Source organism: Bradyrhizobium ingae, assembly GCF_055791185.1.
Window position 1 is genome coordinate 79,613 of record NZ_JBVUBB010000026.1, and the last position, 20,732, is coordinate 100,344.

Consider the following 20,732-nt stretch of genomic DNA (forward strand, 5'->3'; position numbering starts at 1 on the left):
TGCTCCAGGAAGGCGGAAAAATGTGAGATATCAATCCGCAATATCGATCTGACTGGTCTCCGGCAGAAAGAACAGTGCGACCAGAAACGTGGAAGCTGCAAACACGATGGGATACCAGAGGCCGAAATACATGCTGCCTGATTCCGCGTTCATTGCGAACATCGTCGCCGGCAGCAGACCACCGATCCAGCCGGTCCCGATCTGGTAGGGCAAGGAGATGCCGGTGTAACGGATATTCGTCGGAAATAATTCGACGATCCCTGCTGCCGCAGGCCCCTGGGCCATTTGTGCCAGGAGCACAAGCACCAGCAACAGGCCGACAATCTGCAACGCACGCGGTGTGAGCAGGTCGGCGATGCCCGTGAGCCGCAGCGTGTCGCGGTCGCCGGCAGCGGGATAGCCGGCCTGCCTGACTTGCTCGGCAATCCGAGTTGCGAAATCAGGGCCCGCTGCGACGCTGACACCATTGACGCTGACGGATGCCGGCGTTCCCGCAGGTTCCTGCACATTGCGATAGCTGACCGACGCCCGCGATAGCGTCGCCTTGGCGATGTCGCAGGGGCTGGTGAATTTCGTGGTGCCGGCCGGGTTGAACTGAAATGCGCAGGTTACAGGATCGGCGTGAACTTCGACGATCACTGTCGCTTGGGCATGGTAGAGCGCCGGATTGGCACGTTGAGCAAGGGCATCGAAGATCGTGAAATACCCGATGGCGGCAATTGCGCATCCCGTGAGGATGATCGGCTTGCGGCCTATATGGTCGGACAGCCATGCGAAGAAAACGCAACCTGCGGAGCCAAGAATCATGGCGGTCGCGAACAGCAGGTTCGCCGAATAGGCATCGACCTTCAATGTCGAGGTCAGGAAGACCAGCGTATAAAACGTACCGGTATAGCCAAGCACCGCGGTGGCGGTCGTCATACCGAACAGCGCAATCAACGCCAGCCGGATGTTCTTCCAGCGTCCGAGCGCCTCGCGCACCGGCGCGCGCGACTGGCGGCCCTCGGCCTTCATCTTCAGAAAGGCCGGGCTCTCGTTGAGCCGCAGGCGGATCCAGAGTGAGAGCGCAAGGAGCACCAGAGACGCGAGGAACGGAATCCGCCATCCCCAAGACTTGAACTGCGCCTCGTCGAGCACGCTCTGCGTGAGCAGAATGATCGTCAGGGACAGCAACAAGCTGAAGGCGATGGAGGCCGGAATCCACCCGGTATAGAAGCCTCGGCGGCCAGGCGGCGCATGCTCGGCAACGTAGATCGCAGCACCACCAAACTCGCCGCTGATCGCGAGCCCCTGCAGGATCCGCAGGGTGATGAGAACGATGGGCGCGGCAATGCCGATCTGGTCGGATGTCGGCAACAGGCCCACGATCAATGTGGAACTGCCCATGATCGCGATCGTCGTCAGGAAGATGTATTTGCGGCCGATCAGATCGCCGAACCGGCCGAACACCAACGCGCCGAATGGCCGCACCAGGAAGCCGAGGGCGAAGGTCAACAGCGCAAAGATGTTGCGGGTCGCCTCATCGAACGGACTGAAGAATTTCGCACCGATCGTGGTCGCCAAAGCGCCGTAGAGAAAAAAGTCGTACCATTCGAAGACGGTGCCGACGCTGGAGGCGAGAATGACGCGCCGCTCCTCTCTCGTCATGGCCGAAACCTGCACATGCGGCGTTGCGATATCAATGCTCATCATTAGTCCCTTTCACATGCGGATGGACCGGCAATGGATCTTGCGGGCACGCCGGCATTGCTGCGGAGAGGGCAAGGCGGCGGGCCCAGGATAGAGTTCACTTCCAGACCGAGCTGGAGCAGCGCGTCGTCATGTCCAGACAGAGCTTCGAGACATATGCCGACTGGCAGGCGCGCTTTGGTGATGCCTGCAGGCAACACAAGGGCCGCGCCGCCCGCGAGGCTCAGCGGGGCGACATTGCGGCCATAAGCGAGCTTCGCCGGCACCGTCTGGCCGTTGATCTCCACATCGGGTGCTGGCGAAACGCGCTTTGCCGCTTGCAATGGCGCGGCCATCGGCAGAACCGGATGCAACAGCGCGTCCAAATGGTGGTCGGCGAAGTGGCGGCGATAGACGGCCAATAGCTGCTGCCGCCGCTCGATGGCGCGCCAATAGTCCGCAGCCAGAGCGGAAGGATCGTTTGACTTGAGATGCAGGTCGTCGCCCAGCCGAGCGACCAGCGCCGCCATCGTGACCGACGGGGCGTGAGCCGCGAGATAGAGCTCCAGCATCTCGGGGGCTTCGTGGGCGATAATGGAGGCCGCCGTACCGGGGACAAGCTCATGCAATTCGGGAATGTCGGCACAGACGATCTCCACGCCTGCTGTCGAGAGCCGCTGGACCGCGTCGGTGAATATCCGCTCGACCTCGCGATCGAGGTTGCCGAGATAGAAGTCGGGCGCGATGCCGACACGGGGGTTGCGCGACAAGCTTCGCGCGACCGGCTGCCCGCTCGCAGCAACGTGCATCACGTCATCGAGTAGCTTGATATCCGCGACCTCGCGCGCAATGAGCCCCACGGTATCCAGCGTGCGCGCGAGCGGCATCACGCCGTCCAGGGGGTACCGGCCGAACGAGGGGCGATAGCCGACGACCCCGCAAAACGAAGCCGGGATTCTGATCGAGCCGTTGGTATCAGTGCCGAGCGCCGCTGGCGCCATGCGAACGGCGACTGCGGCAGCACTTCCGCTGCTGCTGCCACCGGCGATATGATCCGGGGCATGCGGATTGCGCACCCGCCCAAAGTTGGGATTGTCGCCCGTCCATCCCATCGACAATTCGTGCAACCCGGTCTTGCCGAGCAGGATGGCGCCCGCCCGGCGTAATCGATCGACGACGATGGCGTCACTGGCCGGCCGATGGTGCCGCAGCGCCGCTGTGCCGCCGCTGGTGGGCAATTCCGCAGTGTTGATGTTGTCCTTGATCGCAATCGGCACCCCGTGCAGGCGGCCAAGCGGCAGGCCGCGGGCACGGTGGAGATCGGCGGCCCGGGCCTGATCGCACACCATCTCCGCATCGATCGAGATGAACGCATTGAGCTGCGCCCCCCTGTCGCAGGCATCCAGTAAGGCCTCGGCATAAGCAAGGCTCGTCACCTCGCCCTCGCAGATCAGCCGAGCGGCCTGCGCCAACGAGAGCTCTGTGAGCTGGCTCGCTGGCTCCGACGGGCGGACGGCAGTCCTCGGCATGCGCCCCGATCCCAACATTTTAGCGCCAGACCGCCGCTCCACTGGCGTCGGTGCCGACATAGCGAGGCGCGCCACCAGATCCTTCGCGGGTCGTTTCCAACCCCGCAATCGCGATCGCACGTGCCGGCTTGCCGGCGGTGCCGGCGAGCCGTTTGCGCTTGAGAATCTGGTTCGGCTCCGAGTGGTAGTAGCGCTCGATCGCGTTCACATCCGGAAACTCGACAATGACGATTCGCTTGGGATGCCAGTTACCCTCGATCGGCCGATAGTCGTTTCCGCGGACCAGAAAGCGGCCGCCTGCGGCAACGACATGCTGGGTCACTTCCCTCTCATATTCGTCCAGGCTCGGACCGTTCTCCACGTCAAGCTCAATTACGAAATAGGCAGGCATGTCTTGCTCCTTTCGGCTTGCTTTTCGGAACGATCATTCCTAATCTGTGGCAGTTGGTGATCGATTGTCAACTTCAGCTCCGGCTCACCGGAACGCATGCTCGGTACGGTTAGCCCCCGGCACTCGCAATGATCGGTGCGGGATCGGCGCGGGACAGGTTGTCGGCCACGATGGACTGCACGGCGACTGGATCGATGGCATGCAGGTCGCCCTGCCCAACCCGGGCGGCGGCGGCCGCTGCCGCACCCATCGCCATGCATGGACCGATGACGCGGATGGCAGCCAATGCAAACGGCTCTGCATCGACGCAGCGGCCGGCCGCAATGAGATTGCGCAAATCCGCAGCAATCATGCAGGACAGAGGGATCCAGGTGAGATGGCCGGCCGGAAACTCTTCCCAATAGACCCCTTCTTCACTGCCGTGGAATTCGATCGGCCAGGCGCTGCGCGCGATTGCATCGTCGGCCCGCGTTCCCTTGCGAACATCGGCCGTACGAAACGTGCGTCGACCGACCATGCAGCGCGTCTGGCGGACGCCGGGTTGGCCAACACTGCGGACGCGCGACTTGCCGAAAGACGCCGGAAACTCTTCGACGAGGAAACGAAGCGCCCGGTCGATGTCGCCACGGGCCTCGAGCGCTCGCGCCGTCATCGCCACCGAGTCCAGCGGCGTCTGGTAGTGGTTGAGATTGACGAGACAGATGTTGCGGCCAGGAAAGGCGAAGACAAAACCGTCCCTGCGACGAAGGCCGTAGTCCCCTGCCCGTTCGGACAGTCGAGCGATGATTTCCGCGCGCGGTGGAACCGGTTGCCCGACCCCTTCGATGGCGAACATGCTGGTGCCATAGACCGGAACGTCCGCCACCTGCAGGCGTGCGCCTGCAAGGGCCGCCACGACGGCATCGCCGCTGGCATCGATGAACGTTCCGGCCGCGACCTCCACCGTGCCATAGCGCGTGTGAGCCAGCAGTCGCTCGATCCGATCGACACTGCGGGATACCGACTGAATGACTACGCCGAGGATGACGTCGACTCCCGCTTGGCGAAGAGCCTGAGCGTAGACGGCCGCCAACTCGGTTTCATCATAGAGAGCAACCAGGCTGTTCCGCCCCGGTCTGAGTGCCAGAGCGTTGCGGCGCCGCAATTCGCTCAGCATTTCATTGGCGAAGCCGTAGGTGAGTTGATAGGGAGCGGATCCGGTCGAATAGAAGCCGCAGAAAGTCCCGATCAGGCCGTTCACGGACTGGCCGCCGATCTCCGGAAGAGCATCGAGCAGGCAGACGCGCAGGCCCAAACGGCTGGCTTCGATCGCGGCCGCGATACCCGCTGCTCCCGCGCCGACGACACAGACGTCGGCGCTGACGGAAACGTCTCGCGGAGGCTCCGCAACAAGCTCGATCCTGCGAGGCTCAATCATGTCGAACGAGACTTCCTCTCTACGGCTCGCTTGCCGCGCCATATCACGGTGAAGCTAACGAAATGTTCGAGGTCGGATAAAGCCCGGATCGGGCAACTCAGTATTCGCGGAGCGTGAAAGATGGATACGATCGCCACAATGCGAGCTTTCGTCGCCGTCGCAACGACAGGAAGCTTTACGGAGGCAGCTCGGCTGCTCGACCTCGTACCCTCGGTCGTGACGAAGCGGGTCATGCAGCTCGAGCACATGCTGGGCGTGTCGCTTCTGCATCGAACCACTCGCAAGGTGACCCTTAGCGCAGCGGGCGAACACCATCTGTCCCGGTTCACAACCGCGCTGGAGGCACATGACGAAGCCATCGCCGAGGCCAAGAGGGGCGTCGAGCGCCTCTCCGGCCCCCTCGTCGTCAAGGTACCGGCCACACTTGGGCATCTCCGGCTCAACGACGTGATCTATGATTTTGCAAGAGCACATCCCGATGTGAACATCGAGCTCCTCTCGATCGATGGCCCTATGAATCCGGTGGCCGAAGGAATCGACATCGCGATCACTGCGTTCCCCGACAGCTTCAACGGTGTTGCGGACGAATTCCTCTGGCCCCTACGGCGGAGTCTGTATGCAAGTCCGCGGTACCTGGCCGGCAAGCCGGAGCTGCGTCATCCTGCGCAACTTGCGGAGCATCAATGCCTTGCTTATCGACCGGCCGGATCCACATGGGCATTCCGACACAAGACCGGCCTCATCAGCATCGATGTCAAGCCGCGCCTGTGCAGCAACGACATGACGCTTCTGCTTCAGGCGACTCGGAACGGCATGGGAATCGCTCTCCTCAGCGACTATGTCGCCGCATCGGCCACCGAGCGTGGTGAGGTTGTCAAAGTCCTCAGGAGTTTTTTGATTCCGGATCTCTGGATCAAAGCGATGATACCACTCGATCGACTGGGCCGGCCAAGGACGACCGCCCTGCTCAAGCACATCAGACGAAATTTTCAGATCGAGCAGCGATCCGATCACACCGATCACCAGTAACCCACGCAAATATCACTAATTTAGTCGGGGTCACTGCGCATCCGACGATCGGATTTTTTCGTTGAGAAGCTTCGGGAGATCAACTGGCTGACTTCGGATTGAACGCGGCATGGATGCCGTCGCTCGCAAGGTTGAGCGCAAGCACAGTCAGCATGATTGCCGCTCCCGGGATCGCGGTCATGTACCAACCCGTGCGGAGAGCATCGCGTCCGGTGCCGATCATCGAACCCCAGCTAATCAAATTGGGATCGCCGAGACCTAGAAAGGACAGACCAGCCTCGGACAGGATCGCTTGTGCAACAAGGATCCCTGCCGAGACGATAACCGGCGTCCAGGCATTGGGGAGGATTTCGCGAATGATCAGGTGGAGATCGCTAGCGCCGAGAGCCTCGCTTGCGAGGACGAACTCTCGCTCGCGCAGAGTGCGGAATTCGGCCCTCACGAGCCGCGCGACTCCGGTCCAGGAGGTTGCACCAAGCGCGACGATAATAGTCTTGATTGAAGGCTGCAGGATCGCGACAAGAATTATCGCCAGCAGAAACGACGGAATTGTCTGAAAGAACTCGGTCACCCGGCTCAAAACCGCGTCGGCCCGTCCGCCGTAAAAGCCCGAGACCGATCCGACCAGCAAGCCAATCGCCAGCGAAATCAGCGCGGCCAATCCCCCCACAAGAAGCGAGACGCGCGCGCCGTGGAAGATGCCAGCCAGGAGGTCACGTCCCATCAAGTCGGAACCGAGCGGTACCGACTCATCCTGGCCGGGCCAGACGAAGGGTGCAGCCACCATGTCCATCGGATCACCTGGGAAAAGCTTTTGCGCGAACAGCGCCATCAGGGCGACACCGATCATGACGCTTGCCCCGAACAAGATCGCAGGATTCAGGAAGCGAGGTTTCATGTCGGGCGTTCCGTCATGCGACGGCGAAGCCGCGGATCGAGCCGCATCTGCAGGATGTCGACAGCTATGTTCGATAGCACCACAAGCGTGCCTGAGAGCAGGAGTATTCCAAGCAACAGGAGCACGTCTCGGCTGCGGATCGCCTCGAATGAAAGTTGGCCGAGCCCAGGCCAAGCGAAGACCGTCTCGACTACGATCGAGCCGCCAAGGACCGCGCTCGATTGCAAGCCCAACATGGTCAGCACGGGCAGCATCGCGTTGCGTAGCGCATGGCCGAACATCACCCGCCCTTCGCGCGCGCCCTTGGCGCGGGCGGTACGGACGTAGTATTCGGACAACTGCTCGATCAACGCAGCGCGCGATAACCGTGCATAGACTGCAACATAGTAGATCGACAACGTGACCACTGGCAGCACCAGGTGCCAAGCTACGTCAACGAGGTCCCGTAGCCCAGCATGGCCCGCGCTCACGTCGCGGATCCCACCCACCGGAAACCACGGCAGCTTGACCCCGAAGACCACGATCAGCATCAGTGCCGTCCAGAACATCGGCGCGGAGTATCCCAGCGTGGAAAGCGCCGACAGCGCAACATCCACGAGACCATTCGGTTGCCGCGCCGCCAACATGCCGAGCCCCATCCCCGCCACGACCGAGATCGCCATTGCGATGCTCACGAGGACCACCGTCGCAGGAAGGCGTTCTATTATCAGCTTCGCCACGGGCTCACCGAAGCGGAAGGAATAACCCAGATCGCCCTGAAGCACCCCGCCGACATACGACAGGAGCTGTTCGGGCAATGTCCGGTCGAGCCCAAAGCGTGCACGCATCTCTGCCACCTGTGCCGTCGAGGCCGCGCCACTTTCTGTCGCGACGACGTCGGCCAGGTCGCCGGGTAGCGCCTTCAGGAGAGCGAAGTTGAGCACCGTGATCGCCAACACGATGCCAGCGAAATGTAGAAGGCGAAACAAGAACCGTCGAGCCATGGAGGTCCTAGATTGATGTATTCGCTACGTCTGTGGTTTCCATGCTGCAAGCGATCTAGCTCAGGCAATCTGGTCCCACCAAACGTTGGCAAAATTGTTCTGACTGTGATCAAAGGTGTCGGTCACGTTGCGCAGCCTCTTGTCCCAGACTCCGAACCAGCGGAATTCGAACAGGTCGAGCCGCGCCAAATCCCGCTGCACGACCTTCTGCAATTCCTTGTAGTCCTCGACGCGCTTCGCCGGATCGGTCTGACTCTGCGCATCCTCGAAGAGCGCGTCGGCCTTCGGGTTCGCGTACCCGGACGCGTTGAACCATGGCGTACCCTTCGATTCCGCCTTCGACCAGAAGTGCTGCTCAATGCCGAGCTGCGGGTCCTGCCAGTTGACACCCCAGGAACTGACGAGCTGGAAACTGTAGTCGGTGAAGACGTTCTTCGTCCATGTCGCTAGGTCCAACGAGCGTAGCTCGACGTCTATACCCACCGCACGCAGTGCTTGGCGGACAAATTCGCCAGTACGACGGTAATCGTCTCCAAAGGGGATATAGTCGTGCGTCAGCTTGAAGCGCCAACCGTCGGCCTGCTTCGGATAGCCCGCTTCGTCAAGCAACCGCTCGGCCTTCGGCTTGTCGTAGGGATATTGCTCGGTATCGGGTTGATAGAACCCCTTAAGCAGGGACGACACCGGTCCGGTCGCAGGCACCGCGTAGCCGCCCCAGACCGTTTTAGTAAGCAGGTCGCGGTTGATCGCGTGCAGGATGGCGGCCCGTACCTTGTGGTTGCCCAAGATCGGGTCGCGCCAATTCGGGATCAACCATAGCGTGCCTGAGAAACCGTTATAGCCGTCAGTCGAAACGACGAGCTTGTCGCTCCTCTTGAAGCGGTCTGCGTCGGCGAAGGTCACGGGGTTGCGCTCACCATACTGCACCACGCCGGTTTCTAGCGCGTTGGCGCGACCAGCCACATCGGTGATGATCTTCCAGGTCAGCTTGTCAAGGAAGGGGCGGCCTGCTTGCCAGTACTTGCCGAAGCGCTCGAGCGCGATGTGACTACCGCGCACCCATTCCTTGAACACGAACGGACCGGTGCCGACCGGCGCATTGTTGTGCAGATTGTTCGGGATATCGGTGCCTTCGTAGAGATGCTTCGGCAGGACCGGCGCCGAAACCACATCGAGCGCATTGATCAGCACTGGCGTTGGCTCGGACAAGTTCAGGACGATGGTATGCTCGTCGAGCGCCTCGGTTGAGGTCAGATGCCGCAGCACGCGCCGGGCGGTGGGAGCATATTGCTTCCAGATGATATCGGCCGAGAATTTCACGTCAGCCGAAGTGAAGGGAGTTCCGTCATGCCAGAAGACGTTCTTACGCAGATGCAGAGTCCAGACGAGGCCGTCCTTTGAGGTTTCCCAGCTTTCGGCAAGTTGAGGACGAGGTGAGAGATCGGGACCGTAATCCAGCAGGCCATCGAATATCTTGCTGAATACCGCGCGGCCGGGCGTGGAAGTGTTGATGAAGGCGGCAATTGTCGGCGGCTCGGGGTGGATCACCGCACTGAGCGCTCCGCCTGCCCTGGCCCCCTCGACCGTGTTCGGCAACGCCTTGTCGAGCGCATATGCGGCATGCGGGAAGCCACTCAGCAGGGTCGAGCCCAGCAACGCACTCGTTAGCCCAAGAAAGCCACGACGCCCAAGACGCGCGCCCGTTAACGTGCCGTTACCCGCGGGCCAAAAAGGAAACTTCTTCATGATCAGTTGTCCTATCGTTCGGTGAAGAGGGATAGCCAGGTGTTTGCGGTTCGCTGATGCGAATGCGCTCGCTCCGGATCGTTCTTTCAGCTCGCGGAGGCGGTGCTGCCGCGGCGCTGGCCAGTAACTTGCGGGTGTAGGGATGTTCGGGGCAACGCCAGATGCAATCGACACCGGCACTTTCGACGATGGAGCCGCTCTCCATCACCATCACGCGGTCGGAGATATAACGCACAACGGAAAGGTCATGGCTTATGAAGATGTACGATAATTTGTACTCTTCACGCAGCTCGACCAGCAGATTCAGAATCTGAGCCTGGATCGAGACATCAAGTGCGGAGACCGGTTCGTCGCAGATCACGAGCTCGGGACGCAACACCAGAGCGCGGGCAATGCCGATGCGCTGCCGCTGCCCCCCTGAGAATTCGTGGGGCCAACGCCGCGTTGCGTCGCTCGGCAGGCCAACATCGTTGAGAATTGCTCGAATGCGCCGGTCGCGCTCGTGCCGATCGGTCAACCCGTGGATGCGCAATGCATGGCCGATGATCTCCTCAACTCGATGCCGTGGATTGAGCGACCCGAACGGATCCTGGAAAATCATCTGCATCCGGCGTCGCCAGGGCGCCATCGCTTTGCGCGAAAGCCCCGCCAGATTTGTGCCGTCGAAAAGGATACGGCCTGCGCTCGTTGGCGTAAGACCGAGGATTGCTCGCGAAAGGCTCGATTTACCGCAACCCGACTCCCCGACAAGTCCCACAGTCTGACCGCGCCTTACATCAAAGGTGACGCCGCGCACCGCCTCATGATAGGTCGTGCCCTCCCCATAGCTGACCCGCAGCCCTTCAACCGAAAGCAGCAATCCGGTCTCGTGGGTGACCTGTACCTGGCGTGGGACAGGACGTGTCAGGGCGAACCCTCCCTCCGGTGTGCGCACGATCTCGGCCAGTCGCCGGCGACTGTAATGCAAGCGCTCATCCGCACCATGCAGGGAAGCCGCGATGAGGCTTCGCGTGTACCCATCCTGCGGCTCAGCAAAGATCCGGACCAACGGGCCTTCCTCGCGTTTCTTGCCGCCGTACATGATGAGGACACGGTCAGCCCATCGCGACACGACGCCTAGATCATGGGTTATGAGCAGCACCGCCATGCCAAGGTCGCGCCGCAACCCGTCGATCAGTTCCAGAATCTCCGCCTGGATCGTGACATCCAGCGCAGTTGTCGGTTCGTCTGCAATCAACACATTCGGGCGGCAAGCTATAGCCATAGCGATCATCACACGCTGCCGCTGTCCGCCTGATAACTGGTGCGGGTAGTCGTCGACCCGCCGCGCTGCTTCGGGCAGTTTCACCTGCTCCAGCAAGGCGATCGCACGCTTACGCGCGTCTGCGCGCGAGATCCGTTCGTGAAGCATGATCGCTTCAGCGATCTGACGTCCAACCGGCTGCAGCGGGTTCAGTGAGCTCATCGGCTCCTGGAAAACCATCGCCACGTCACGCCCACGCAGCTTTGCCAGCTCCCGCGGCTTTAGTGCTCCGATGTCGCGTCCATCGACCTCGATCTGCCCGCTTATTCTGGCCGACCGCGGCAGAAGGCGCAAAATCGCAAGGGCTGTCGTCGACTTGCCGCAGCCGGATTCGCCGACCAAGGCGAGCATCTCCCCCGCCATGAGATCCAGATCGAGCCCATCCACCGCCCGAGCGGCCGGAAAATCGATCGTCAACCCTCGCAAGCTGAGGACCGGGGCAGCCGCGAGACTCCCTGCACTGTTCTTTGGCATTTCTATCGTGCAGCGATCCCGGAAGGCCATCGTCCTGCGCAGCACGCGCTAGGCGAGCGAGTATCAAACGTTCGAAATATCTATCAGTTTCTTGGGCATAAAGCTTGCCGTAGTTCTTTCCGAGAATGGCAGAGATGCTCTGTCGAGCAGCCGCACATTGGATGATTAATTTCCAAACCGTCGTCGATAAGAAACCTCGAATGGACCGATCCGGACGAGGAACTCTAACTCATCAAGGGCACCGTTTCAGGTGCCACATAACTGAAAGACGAGACCGCACATCGCTTACGCCTGGGAGAATTAGGATGCGAGCTCATCGAGGTGCAGCCATAGCTTGAGCGCTTGCATTTTTTCGATGCAGAGCTGACAGCACTGCCTGCCCATGGGGAGGTCCAGCCTGACGCGCGCGGAGATCGAACGACCGCCGACCTATTCAATCATATTCGGCTACTTCCGCCATACCGACGGACCAGGCGGTATTGGTTGTGTCGAGTTGGCGAACGCCGTCATTGCGTCGATCGCCTGAGCAGTATCGTCCCCGAGGCGTCTCCAGGCGCATGGCTCAGAATCCGGGGGATCGCGGCAATCAGCTCAGCGGTGAACGGATGCGAGGGACGCTCGAAAACTGTGTCGACCGGGCCGCAATCGACCACCTTACCCCTTCGCATGACGAGAACGCGACTGCATAAGAGCCGGATCAGGTTCAGGTCGTGTGAGATGAACAAATACGAAAGACCATGCTGGCTGCGCAGGCGTTCCAAGAGATGCAGCACACCGGCCTGCACTGAGACATCCAACGCGGCGGTCGGCTCGTCGAGGATTACCAGATCGGGCTCCAGTGCCAGCGCGCGGGCAATGCCAACGCGGGCCAACTGGCCGCCGGAAAGTTCGTGGCGCCGCCGATTGAAGTGGGAGCGTTCAAGCCCGAGGTCATTCAGCGCTGCAGCCGCCCGTAGCTCGGCGGCCTGCCGTGAGAACCGCTTCAGACGCCGTAACGGCGTGGCCACGGCGGTGAGCGCATCGTCGCGGGGATCGAGTGCCGCGCCGGCGTCCTGGAATATAAACTGAATCCTGGAACGCCAAGGAGAGGCGGCGGCGTGGCGAGCCGACCGCACGCCAATATCGTCGCCGTCGAAACGTACCGTTCCCGAATCACAATCGAGTAGTCGGGCAATCAGCCAGCCGAGCGTAGTCTTGCCCGAGCCGCTCTCGCCCGCAACGCCCAGGGCCTCGCCGCGCGCCAGCTCAAAGCTGACATCATCGACCGCGCGGCGAAGGCTCGGCCCGGCGCCGAACGTCTTGGTCAATCCGCGCACTTCAAGCATAGGTCGCTCCACTCGCATGGCACGCCACCCAATGGTCGGGCGCGACAGCCCGCCAGAGGGGAATGTTCCGCGCGCACACCGGCGCGCGCAGCGGGCAGCGATCGTAGAAACGGCACGCGGGAAGGTCAGCGCGGCCAAGATCGGGCGCCTCTCCCGCAACCGGCGCGATATCGGTCAACAACCGACCTGGCACCGGCGTTGCGGCAAGAAGTGCGCGTGCGTAAGGGTGCACTGGCTCAAACGGCCTCGCCGGCGCACGCTCGACGACCTGCCCCGCATGCATCACCGCGATGCGGTGGCTGCGTTCGCTCGCCAACGCAAGGTCGTGGGTGATGAGAACAACTCCAAGCCCCCGTTCGCGCGAGAGATCGGCAAGAAGATCCAAAACCAGTTTCTGCGTCGTGGTATCGAGCCCTGTAGTCGCCTCGTCGGCAATGAGGAGTTGCGGAGAAGCCGCCAGGGCCAAGGCAATCATCACGCGCTGGCTGCTGCCGCCGGACAGCTCGAACGGGAATGCGCCTGAACGGCCGGCAAGGCCGACCCGCCCCAGAAGGGAGTCCACCTGCGCGCGCGCCGTCGCACGCGACTGCGGTCGGTGATTCCGCAGCACGTCCTCGATCTGCCGGCCGACGCTGCGGATCGGATTGAGCGCGCGTGCCGGGTTCTGCAGGACGATTGACATCGTCGCGCCCCGAAGCTGCCTCATGCGCTCTGGCGCGAGGCCGAGCAGTTCCTCGCCGTTCAGGCGTACACTGCCAGCGGTCACCTTGGCGGAAGATGGCAAAAGGCCGATCACGGCAGCCGACGTCATCGATTTACCCGATCCGCTCTCGCCAACCAGTGCCAGCGTCTCGCCGCGTTCAAGCGAAAAATGGACGTGGTCGAGTAACGTAAAGCTGCGGCCCGATGCCTGCCGGAGTTCAAGCGTGAGATCTTTGACCTCGAGAAGAGGAGACGACACCGTCGCGGGCATCATCGCGCTCGCCTGGGATCGAGCCAGTCGCGCGCTGCGTCTCCGGCCAGCGTTAAGACGTAGACCACGACAAAGAGAGCAAAACCCGGCGCCAGCGCGATCCACCATTGTCCGGAGAGCAGGTATTGCGCGCCGTCAGCCACCATCACGCCCCATTCCGGATTGGGCGGGCGGATGCCGACCCCGATGAATGACAGGCCGGCGGTGTTGAGAATGGCCCATCCGAAATTAACCGACATCTGCGTCACCAATGTCGGCAGAATGTTGGGGAGCAGAACGCCTGTCACGATGGTCCACTCCCCCGCCCCTCCCAGTCTGGCGGCGGCCACATAGGCGGCCTCGCGGCGAGAGCCGATCTCAGCCCTTGTCAGGCGAATGTAGAACGGCAGGTTGATGATTGCGGTCGTAGCGATCACGTTACCGAGGCTATTGCCGAGCACCGCTACCAGAACCATCGCGGCGACAAAGAGCGGAAACGCCATCAATACGTCGACGATGCGGCCGACCAACCGGTCGATGCGTCCGCCGAAATATCCACAGGCCACCCCGATGGGCGCCCCCACGATTACCGAAAGCGCGACCGCAGATCCCGCGGCGAACAGGTCCGTTCGAGCCGCCACCACCAGCCGCGATAATACGTCACGGCCAAGTGCATCAGTTCCCAGCCAGTGCAGCCACGAGGGCGATTCCAGCCGATGCGCGATCGAGGTTGCTGCGGGCGGCCACGGCACGAAAGTTGGACCGGCCACGGCAAGCAGCAAAAGGGCCACCAATGAGGCGATAACGAATGCCGCTCTCATGCGCCTCTCGCCGCGCGGGGATCCACCAGCAGGCACAGCACATCGACCAGCAGATTGACCAGGGCGAAGAGACCGGCCACCAGCAGAACAAATCCCTGGAGCGCAGCGAAGTCGGCGCCTTGCAAGGCCTCCAGCGCATAGGAGCCGACGCCCGGCCAAGCAAACACCTTTTCGACGATGACATTGGCCCCGAGCATGGCCGAAAATATCAGCCCCATCATGACCAGGATCGGCGGTAATGCGTTCGGTAAGCCGTAGCGCAGCAGAACCATCGACCGCGGAAGTCCGAGCGCCTTTGCAGACAGGATGAAATCGCTGGCGAGCACCTCGAGCAGCGTCGAGCGCGTGATCCGCACCAATGGAGCAATGGCGAAGGATGCCATCGTCACGCAGGGCAGAACCGTACGCCCAAGTGCCGACACGAAAGCTTTCGCATCTCCGGCAATGATTGAGTCAATCAGGGGCACGCCCGTGATCGGCCACGGCGCCGCGATGCGTGCATCCAGCATGCCGGTCGGCTCGCTGGTCCACCCGAGCTGAAAATAGAAGACGTAAATCAGCAGCAGCCCGGTGACGAAGCCGGGCAATGCACCGCACAGGACGGTCAGCAGGCGGCTTGCCCGGTCCGCAAATCCGCCCGGGCGCGCCGCCGCGGCGATACCGAACGGCAGTCCAACGATGACTGCCAGCAGGAATCCGCCGAGCGCCAGGGTGAGCGAAGCCGGAAGACGGCGGCGGATATCTTCCAGAACAGGATGCCCGGTCGTGGTCGACACGCCTAGATCGCCGCTCAGTACATCGCGACTGTAGAGCAGAAACTGCCGCGGTAGACTCTGGTCGAGGCCGAGCTTGTGCCGGATAGCCTCGATCTCTACCTGCCCCATTCCCGGGCCGGACGCCAGATAGGCCGCGGGATCGGCCGGCAGGAGACGCATGACCGCGAATGTCAATATGAGCGCCCCGGCGGCGACGGGCAGTGTCGCCACCACTCGTCGGCCAAACATCTTGAGCAAGGAAGTACGCATCTTTCTCTTCGCCGTCCGATACGAACCTTGGCTCGCCCGGCCGCAGCTACAGTACGATCAACTCCAACGCAAAGGCCGGAAATCGACCTGTCCGTGAATGTAGTAAGTGAAGCCGGCCAGCCGCGGATCGAGACCAACCTCGAAGGTCGGCTGCCACAGCGGTAGAATAGGGATTTCGGCGAACGCAATACCGACGGCCTCGCGGATGGCCCGTTCATACGCGGGCCGATCCGTCTCCCATCGTGCCGCCTCGACCAGTTTGCTCAGTGCAGGATTGTCGAAATTGCCAAAATTCCAGCGCCAATCGCCCTGAAAGAAGATCCGGAAGAAGTAATCGGGATCGTTGAACCAGGCCGACGAACTCTCGACGTAGAATGGAACCTGTTTGGCTGTCAGGCGCGTCCCCCAATCGGCAGCGGAGACCTTTTCGATCTCCACAGTGATGTTGAGCTTGGCGAGCGCTTCCTGCACCAGAAGCGCGATCGGCTCCGCAATGGTTGTATCGGCAATATTGTAGCTGAAGCTGGTTTTGAGACCGCCCGCCTGCCCGGCCTCCCGCAACAGTTCGATCGCGCGTTCTAGATTGGCTTTGTACGGATAGGGCTGCGGAAAACTCGCATCGGCTGGTGCATTTTGAGAGGCGCCGAACAGCTTCACACCATGGCCGAACACCGCGGCCTGGAACAAATCCTCATAAGGCAAAGCAAAGGCAATCGCCCGGCGCACCCGCACGTCGTTGAACGGCGGCGTCTTGGTATTGAAGGCGAGGAAGCGGAACGTATTGGTCACGGGCACCGAAACGATGCGGGCCTGCTTGCGCGCGATGATACCGTCGATATCCTTTGGCGGGAGTTGCAGCACGATGTCGGCATCGGATTTGACGAGTGCCGCGACCCGATTCGCGGCCGTCGGCACTACCTCGAACACAGCGCGCTCAGCCTGAGGCAGTTCACCACCGGTCCAATCCGCGAAACGCTTGTAGCTCACACGTTGGCTATCCCAACGATCCACCGCGAAGGCTCCCCCGCCGGCATCGTTGGTGCGCACCCACTCGGCCGCCCAGGGATCCGCGTCGCTGCCGTGTCGTTTGGCCAATTGCGCATTCAGCACCGAAGCGAAGGTGAGAGCGAGATTGGGCAGCGTATAACGATCCGGTTTTTCAAGGCGGACGGTCAGCGTGTGATCGTCGACGGCCGTGAACTGACCGGGGTCGGTCAGCGAGCCCGTGGCCAGTTGCCGCTTCGAGGCCGGCAGGCTCACTCCTCGATCCAGCGACCATTTCACGTCCGCGGCAGTGATCGGGGCTCCATCATGGAAACGTGCGCCGCGACGCAGATGAAACACGAGAGTTCGGCCGTCATCCTGCGTTTCGTAACGCTCCGCCAGCTCTCCCTTGAAACGCGTATAGTCGTAGCGAAAGATCCCGGGCGTAATCTCCGTGCGATCGAAATTGATCAGGCGGTCATAGACATTGGTGAATGCACCGAGCGATGGCGACGAGACGCCCGTGCCATGCGGATCGAGGCTATTGGGACCGCCCTCCGCCAGCACACGCAGGCTCGAGCTTGCCGAATTAGCAGCCAGTGAGCCGCGCGAATTCAGCGCCGGCAGGGTAGCGGCCCCAAGAATAGTGCTGGCGAGAAATTCACGGCGATTCATCTGTAGCTCCGGCCTTGCGAGAATAGGCGTCCAGCGACGCAAGCGGCTTTGGTAGACTGCCGTGCAGCCAGTGGTGGCCGACGGCGTGGTATTTCCAGCGAACGGGATCGTGAACCGTGTGCGTACGGGCGTTGCGCCAATGGCGATCGAGATCGTGAATCGAGCGTGTGGATTGCGTTCCGCTCAGCTCGATCAAGGTGCTCGACGCATCGAGCGCGATTTCGGTGGTTGCGATCTTGGCCTCTGCCGTCGCAGCATTGCCGTCGGTAACCTGCTCTGACGTCGGCAGTTCGGAGACTTCGAGAAGCCGGGCGGCACGATGAAGCAGAGCTTCCGCTGCGTGCAGGCGGACGACAAGGCCACCGATCTTGCTTAGCGTCAGCGGGTCCTTTGCGGGGTCGGGATCCGTCGCCTCGGGAACGGGCCGCACGCGCTCGCGAACCCATTGTTTGAGGTCAGCAAGCGATGCCCGCGCGATACCGAGATCGATCGCTGCGTGCAGCAATTGGGCATAAGTCGCATGAATCGTCGGCGGATCAAGCAACCTATGGCGGGCAAGGACATGGAGCGGTTCGACAGCCACGTCGGTCAGCGTCACGCTGCCGGAGGCGGTCGTGCGCTGTCCGAAGCCGTCCCAATCTGCAGCGATGGCTAACCCTCGCGTGCCTCGCGGCACGAAAGCCAGAACCGCCCGCTCCTTGTCGTCTTTGGCGGCTACAGGCACCCAGTGAGCGAACAGCGCGCCGGTGGCGTAGAATTTCTGTCCGTTCAACCGCAGGCCGTCGGGCGTCGTCGACAGCCGTGTACCGATAAAACGGAAGGTTTTGGTGCCAAGTTCGGAGACGGCATTGCCGAACCGCTTGCCGGCCAACACCTGGGCGAAGAAGAATGCCTTTTGCTCCTCCGTTCCGACCAGACGCACCGCATCGACCAGGCAGTAGTGGTTCTGAGGGATTTGCCCAAGTGAAGGATCGGCCTCGGAGATAATCGCCGTGACCTCGGCAAGAGTTGCAAGCGAGACGCCTGCCCCACCCCAGGCTTTTGGCACTCCGATTCCCCAGAGCCCCGACGCCGAGAAACGCTCGACCTCTTCTTGCGGCAACCTGCTTTCACGGTCGCGTTCGGCAGCGCCAACCGCAAACTCGCCAGCCAACGCGCGCGCGATCGAAAGCGCCTCTGCGTCATCACGAATGACATGAGCCGCGCCTGCCGTGACCGTGGAAGACTGGAAGTTCATGCCGTGAGTTGTCTCCAGCTTGGGTTCGAGCGACGCCCTGGATGGATCGCGTCGAGCCATGGACCATGACCAAAGAGCTTCTCGCGAAGGGTGCCAGGGGCATAAGCCTGCCGGTAGAGGCCGCGTTCCTGCAGGCGAGGCACCGCCAGCTCCGCAAAATCGGAAAAGCACTCGGGCGTCACGGTTCGGATCAGATTGAAGCCGTCGATGTCGGCTTCGCGGACCCAGGATTCGATATGATCCGCGATCGAGTCGGGATCACCCACGACAACGGGGTAACGCCCACCGAGTGACATATCGGCGAGCAGTTGCCTGACGGTCACCCCAGTCGGCCCATTGACGCTGTCGGCGACGGAACGGATACCATTGGACTCGATCTTGGGGATCAGCTCGTCGAGACCGAAGCGCGCCAGGTCGATACCGATCGCTGCGGACAATTGCGCCAATCCTGCTTCCGGCAATGCAAAGCGCCGGTAATCGCCGTATTTCGCGGCAGCGCTTGTTTCGCTTTCCGCCACGACAACATGGAGGCCGGTCAGAATCTTCACCTCGCGGGGGTCACGTCCGGCCTCGCCGACGAGCCGGCGCAGATCTGCAACCAGCGCCGCCGTCTGCTTTATCCCGCGGTTCGGCACGAAGATCGCTTCGGCGTGACGGGCGGCAAACCGGCGGCCCCGCGCCGAAGCTCCCGCTTGAAAAAGGACGGGAGTTCGCTGCGGCGACGGCTCGCACAAATGAACCGCGTCGAGCTGGTAGAATTCTCCCCGATGCCGCACAGCTTGTACGCGCGACGGATCGGCATAGATGCCGCGCCTACGGTCGGCGAGCACGGCATCAGGCGCCCAGCTATCCTCCCAGAGGCGATAGACAACCTCCATGAACTCATCCGCGCGATCATAGCGATCATCATGCTCCGGCTGTCTTCCGGAACCGTGTCCACGTGCGGCGCTGTCGAGAAACCCAGTGACGATATTCCATGCGATACGTCCATCGGTCAGATGGTCGAGCGTCGAAAGCCGGCGCGCCAGTGCATAAGGTGCTTCCGTCCCGGTATTGAACGTCACGCCGAAACCGAGGTGATGCGTGACGGACGCCATCGCGGAAACGACCAGGGCCGGATCGTTGACCGGAACCTGAGCCGCCGCCTTGACGGCCGCATCAGCGCCGCCGCCATAGACGTCATAGAGCCCATTCACATCGGCGAGAAAAATCCCGTCGAACAGACCACGCTCCAGAATGCGTGCGAGCTCGAGCCAGTAATCCAGCCGCCGGTAGGATATCGCCCGGTCGCGCGGATGACGCCATAACCCATGGTCGATGTGGCCGACGGCGCTCATCTCAAAGGCGTAGAGGGCGATCTGCCGTGTCCGTGGCACGGCCATCTCAGAACGGCCTGCTGCCCGCCAAGCTGATGCGCTTCATCAGACGCCTCTGCTCGCCGGGAAAACCCGCGCGCGCATGCAAGGTGATCTGATTGTCCCAATACACGATGTCACCGACGCTCCACTGGTGCACATAGCGGAAACGTGGATCAGCCAGATGGGCGCGCAGCCGCGCAATCAGCGCAGCACCGCGGTCCGGGGCATAGCCCACGATCTCGACCTCCGTGGCTGCGCCGAGAAACAGCGCGCGCCGGCCGCTCTCCGGATGGGTACGCACGAGCGGATGATCGATGAACGGCCGCGTCGCCTCAATATCGGGGGTCCGGTAGAGGACTGCACCACCCGGCAATGGTGCCCGCGCTCGCAGGAACGGATTGTAGGTAATCAGCCTGAGATCATCGATCTCGCGCTTGGTTTCATCGTCCAACGCGTCATAGGCAGCAGCAAGGCTGATGAATGACGTGTCGCCGCCGCTCGGCGGCACCTCGATGGCATAGAGCAGCGAACCGGACGACGGCACCGGAACCCATTGATGGTCGATATGGGCCGTCAGCTCGCGATTGCCGAGCACGCCGTCTTCCGTGACATTCGACACCACGACAATATCGGGCTGCCTGCCACTGCTATCCGAACCCAGCACCGGCGCATCATGCGGCGGCGTGAAAACCGCACCAAACCGGGTCGCGAAATCGAGGAATTGCCGATCCGTCGGGCTCTGGTTCTTGAACACCAGGATCGAGTGCTCACGCAGCGCCTCCTTGAGAGACAGAATTTCATCGGGGCGCGCGCGGGTTGCATCGAAATCGCTGATCTCCGCTCCAAGAGCGGCCTTGATGGCGGCGATTTTCAAGGAAGGTTGTAAGTTCGACACCATATCGGATCCCATTCGCGCC

General features: G+C 61.9%; 17 protein-coding genes. 1 reads left to right on the forward strand and 16 read right to left on the reverse strand.

Features of this window, described 5'->3' with window-relative positions; genetic code table 11:
- Positions 1-30 precede the first annotated feature (30 nt).
- The 4 genes from ACV1FX_RS29330 to ACV1FX_RS29345 all read right to left on the reverse strand — a co-directional run bounded on the left by ACV1FX_RS29330 (position 31) and on the right by ACV1FX_RS29345 (position 5,047).
- Complete coding sequence (locus tag ACV1FX_RS29330) at positions 31-1,689, reverse strand: MFS transporter (RefSeq protein WP_473121046.1); 1,659 nt, start codon at positions 1,687-1,689, stop codon at positions 31-33.
- Positions 1,690-1,691: 2 nt separating this feature from the next.
- The gene (locus ACV1FX_RS29335; protein WP_473121047.1) at positions 1,692-3,197 is read right to left on the reverse strand and encodes an amidase family protein; all 1,506 of its coding nucleotides are present in this window, start codon (positions 3,195-3,197) and stop codon (positions 1,692-1,694) included.
- 19 nt (positions 3,198-3,216) lie between these two features.
- Positions 3,217-3,588 (reverse strand): DUF1330 domain-containing protein, encoded by a 372-nt coding sequence (locus ACV1FX_RS29340; protein WP_473121048.1) that lies wholly within the window; start codon positions 3,586-3,588, stop codon positions 3,217-3,219.
- A 109-nt stretch (positions 3,589-3,697) separates the two neighbouring features.
- Positions 3,698-5,047 (reverse strand): FAD-dependent oxidoreductase, encoded by a 1,350-nt coding sequence (locus tag ACV1FX_RS29345; protein ID WP_473121049.1) that lies wholly within the window; start codon positions 5,045-5,047, stop codon positions 3,698-3,700.
- A 78-nt stretch (positions 5,048-5,125) separates the two neighbouring features.
- Here ACV1FX_RS29345 and ACV1FX_RS29350 point away from each other — a divergent pair, with 78 nt between their 5' ends.
- On the forward strand, positions 5,126-6,034 hold the full coding sequence (locus ACV1FX_RS29350; RefSeq protein ID WP_473121050.1) for a LysR family transcriptional regulator: 909 nt from the start codon (positions 5,126-5,128) through the stop codon (positions 6,032-6,034).
- A 79-nt stretch (positions 6,035-6,113) separates the two neighbouring features.
- On the opposite strand, the gene ACV1FX_RS29355 is transcribed toward ACV1FX_RS29350, so the two are convergent.
- From ACV1FX_RS29355 to ACV1FX_RS29410, 12 genes are all read right to left on the reverse strand, one after another.
- Positions 6,114-6,884 (reverse strand): ABC transporter permease, encoded by a 771-nt coding sequence (locus ACV1FX_RS29355; protein ID WP_473121051.1) that lies wholly within the window; start codon positions 6,882-6,884, stop codon positions 6,114-6,116.
- Between the two features lie 44 nt (positions 6,885-6,928).
- Entirely contained in the window at positions 6,929-7,915 is a 987-nt protein-coding gene (locus ACV1FX_RS29360; protein ID WP_473121052.1) for an ABC transporter permease, read from the reverse strand.
- A gap of 60 nt (positions 7,916-7,975) precedes the next feature.
- On the reverse strand, positions 7,976-9,661 hold the full coding sequence (locus tag ACV1FX_RS29365) for an ABC transporter substrate-binding protein (protein WP_473121053.1): 1,686 nt from the start codon (positions 9,659-9,661) through the stop codon (positions 7,976-7,978).
- Positions 9,630-11,381, reverse strand: coding sequence for an ABC transporter ATP-binding protein (locus ACV1FX_RS29370; RefSeq protein WP_473121054.1), 1,752 nt, complete (start codon positions 11,379-11,381; stop codon positions 9,630-9,632). Before ACV1FX_RS29370 ends, ACV1FX_RS29365 begins: the two co-directional genes overlap by 32 nt.
- A gap of 563 nt (positions 11,382-11,944) precedes the next feature.
- Positions 11,945-12,763 carry an ABC transporter ATP-binding protein gene (locus ACV1FX_RS29375; protein WP_473121055.1) on the reverse strand — a complete coding sequence of 273 codons (819 nt, stop codon included), beginning with the start codon at positions 12,761-12,763 and terminating at the stop codon, positions 11,945-11,947.
- Positions 12,756-13,739 carry an ABC transporter ATP-binding protein gene (locus ACV1FX_RS29380; RefSeq protein ID WP_473121056.1) on the reverse strand — a complete coding sequence of 328 codons (984 nt, stop codon included), beginning with the start codon at positions 13,737-13,739 and terminating at the stop codon, positions 12,756-12,758. The genes ACV1FX_RS29375 and ACV1FX_RS29380 overlap by 8 nt, the downstream gene beginning before the upstream one ends.
- On the reverse strand, positions 13,736-14,536 hold the full coding sequence (locus ACV1FX_RS29385; RefSeq protein ID WP_473121057.1) for an ABC transporter permease: 801 nt from the start codon (positions 14,534-14,536) through the stop codon (positions 13,736-13,738). The genes ACV1FX_RS29380 and ACV1FX_RS29385 overlap by 4 nt, the downstream gene beginning before the upstream one ends.
- Positions 14,533-15,540, reverse strand: a complete 1,008-nt coding sequence (locus ACV1FX_RS29390; RefSeq protein ID WP_473121076.1) for an ABC transporter permease — start codon at positions 15,538-15,540, stop codon at positions 14,533-14,535. Before ACV1FX_RS29390 ends, ACV1FX_RS29385 begins: the two co-directional genes overlap by 4 nt.
- A 78-nt stretch (positions 15,541-15,618) precedes the next feature.
- A complete protein-coding gene (locus tag ACV1FX_RS29395; protein WP_473121058.1) occupies positions 15,619-17,220 on the reverse strand; it encodes an ABC transporter substrate-binding protein in 1,602 nt (533 codons plus the stop codon).
- Entirely contained in the window at positions 17,207-18,457 is a 1,251-nt protein-coding gene (locus ACV1FX_RS29400) for an SfnB family sulfur acquisition oxidoreductase (RefSeq protein WP_473121059.1), read from the reverse strand. The genes ACV1FX_RS29395 and ACV1FX_RS29400 overlap by 14 nt, the downstream gene beginning before the upstream one ends.
- Positions 18,454-19,839, reverse strand: coding sequence for an LLM class flavin-dependent oxidoreductase (locus ACV1FX_RS29405; RefSeq protein ID WP_473121060.1), 1,386 nt, complete (start codon positions 19,837-19,839; stop codon positions 18,454-18,456). Before ACV1FX_RS29405 ends, ACV1FX_RS29400 begins: the two co-directional genes overlap by 4 nt.
- A 1-nt stretch (position 19,840) precedes the next feature.
- Positions 19,841-20,710, reverse strand: a complete 870-nt coding sequence (locus ACV1FX_RS29410; RefSeq protein ID WP_473121061.1) for a TauD/TfdA dioxygenase family protein — start codon at positions 20,708-20,710, stop codon at positions 19,841-19,843.
- Between the last annotated feature and the right edge of the window lie 22 nt (positions 20,711-20,732).

Bases quoted from the DNA above. Each gene is read 5' to 3' on its own strand.
- ACV1FX_RS29345 (WP_473121049.1), bottom strand. From the start codon at position 5,047: ATGGCGCGGCAAGCGAGCCGTAGAGAGGAAGTCTCGTTCGACATGATT.
- ACV1FX_RS29360 (WP_473121052.1), bottom strand. From the start codon at position 7,915: ATGGCTCGACGGTTCTTGTTTCGCCTTCTACATTTCGCTGGCATCGTG.
- ACV1FX_RS29355 (WP_473121051.1), bottom strand. From the start codon at position 6,884: ATGATCGGTGTCGCCCTGATGGCGCTGTTCGCGCAAAAGCTTTTCCCA.
- ACV1FX_RS29385 (WP_473121057.1), bottom strand. From the start codon at position 14,536: ATGAGAGCGGCATTCGTTATCGCCTCATTGGTGGCCCTTTTGCTGCTT.
- ACV1FX_RS29335 (WP_473121047.1), bottom strand. From the start codon at position 3,197: ATGCCGAGGACTGCCGTCCGCCCGTCGGAGCCAGCGAGCCAGCTCACA.
- ACV1FX_RS29365 (WP_473121053.1), bottom strand. From the start codon at position 9,661: ATGAAGAAGTTTCCTTTTTGGCCCGCGGGTAACGGCACGTTAACGGGC.
- ACV1FX_RS29395 (WP_473121058.1), bottom strand. From the start codon at position 17,220: ATGAATCGCCGTGAATTTCTCGCCAGCACTATTCTTGGGGCCGCTACC.
- ACV1FX_RS29350 (WP_473121050.1), top strand. From the start codon at position 5,126: ATGGATACGATCGCCACAATGCGAGCTTTCGTCGCCGTCGCAACGACA.
- ACV1FX_RS29400 (WP_473121059.1), bottom strand. From the start codon at position 18,457: ATGAACTTCCAGTCTTCCACGGTCACGGCAGGCGCGGCTCATGTCATT.
- ACV1FX_RS29330 (WP_473121046.1), bottom strand. From the start codon at position 1,689: ATGAGCATTGATATCGCAACGCCGCATGTGCAGGTTTCGGCCATGACG.
- ACV1FX_RS29375 (WP_473121055.1), bottom strand. From the start codon at position 12,763: ATGCTTGAAGTGCGCGGATTGACCAAGACGTTCGGCGCCGGGCCGAGC.
- ACV1FX_RS29390 (WP_473121076.1), bottom strand. From the start codon at position 15,540: ATGTTTGGCCGACGAGTGGTGGCGACACTGCCCGTCGCCGCCGGGGCG.
- ACV1FX_RS29340 (WP_473121048.1), bottom strand. From the start codon at position 3,588: ATGCCTGCCTATTTCGTAATTGAGCTTGACGTGGAGAACGGTCCGAGC.
- ACV1FX_RS29380 (WP_473121056.1), bottom strand. From the start codon at position 13,739: ATGATGCCCGCGACGGTGTCGTCTCCTCTTCTCGAGGTCAAAGATCTC.
- ACV1FX_RS29405 (WP_473121060.1), bottom strand. From the start codon at position 19,839: ATGGCCGTGCCACGGACACGGCAGATCGCCCTCTACGCCTTTGAGATG.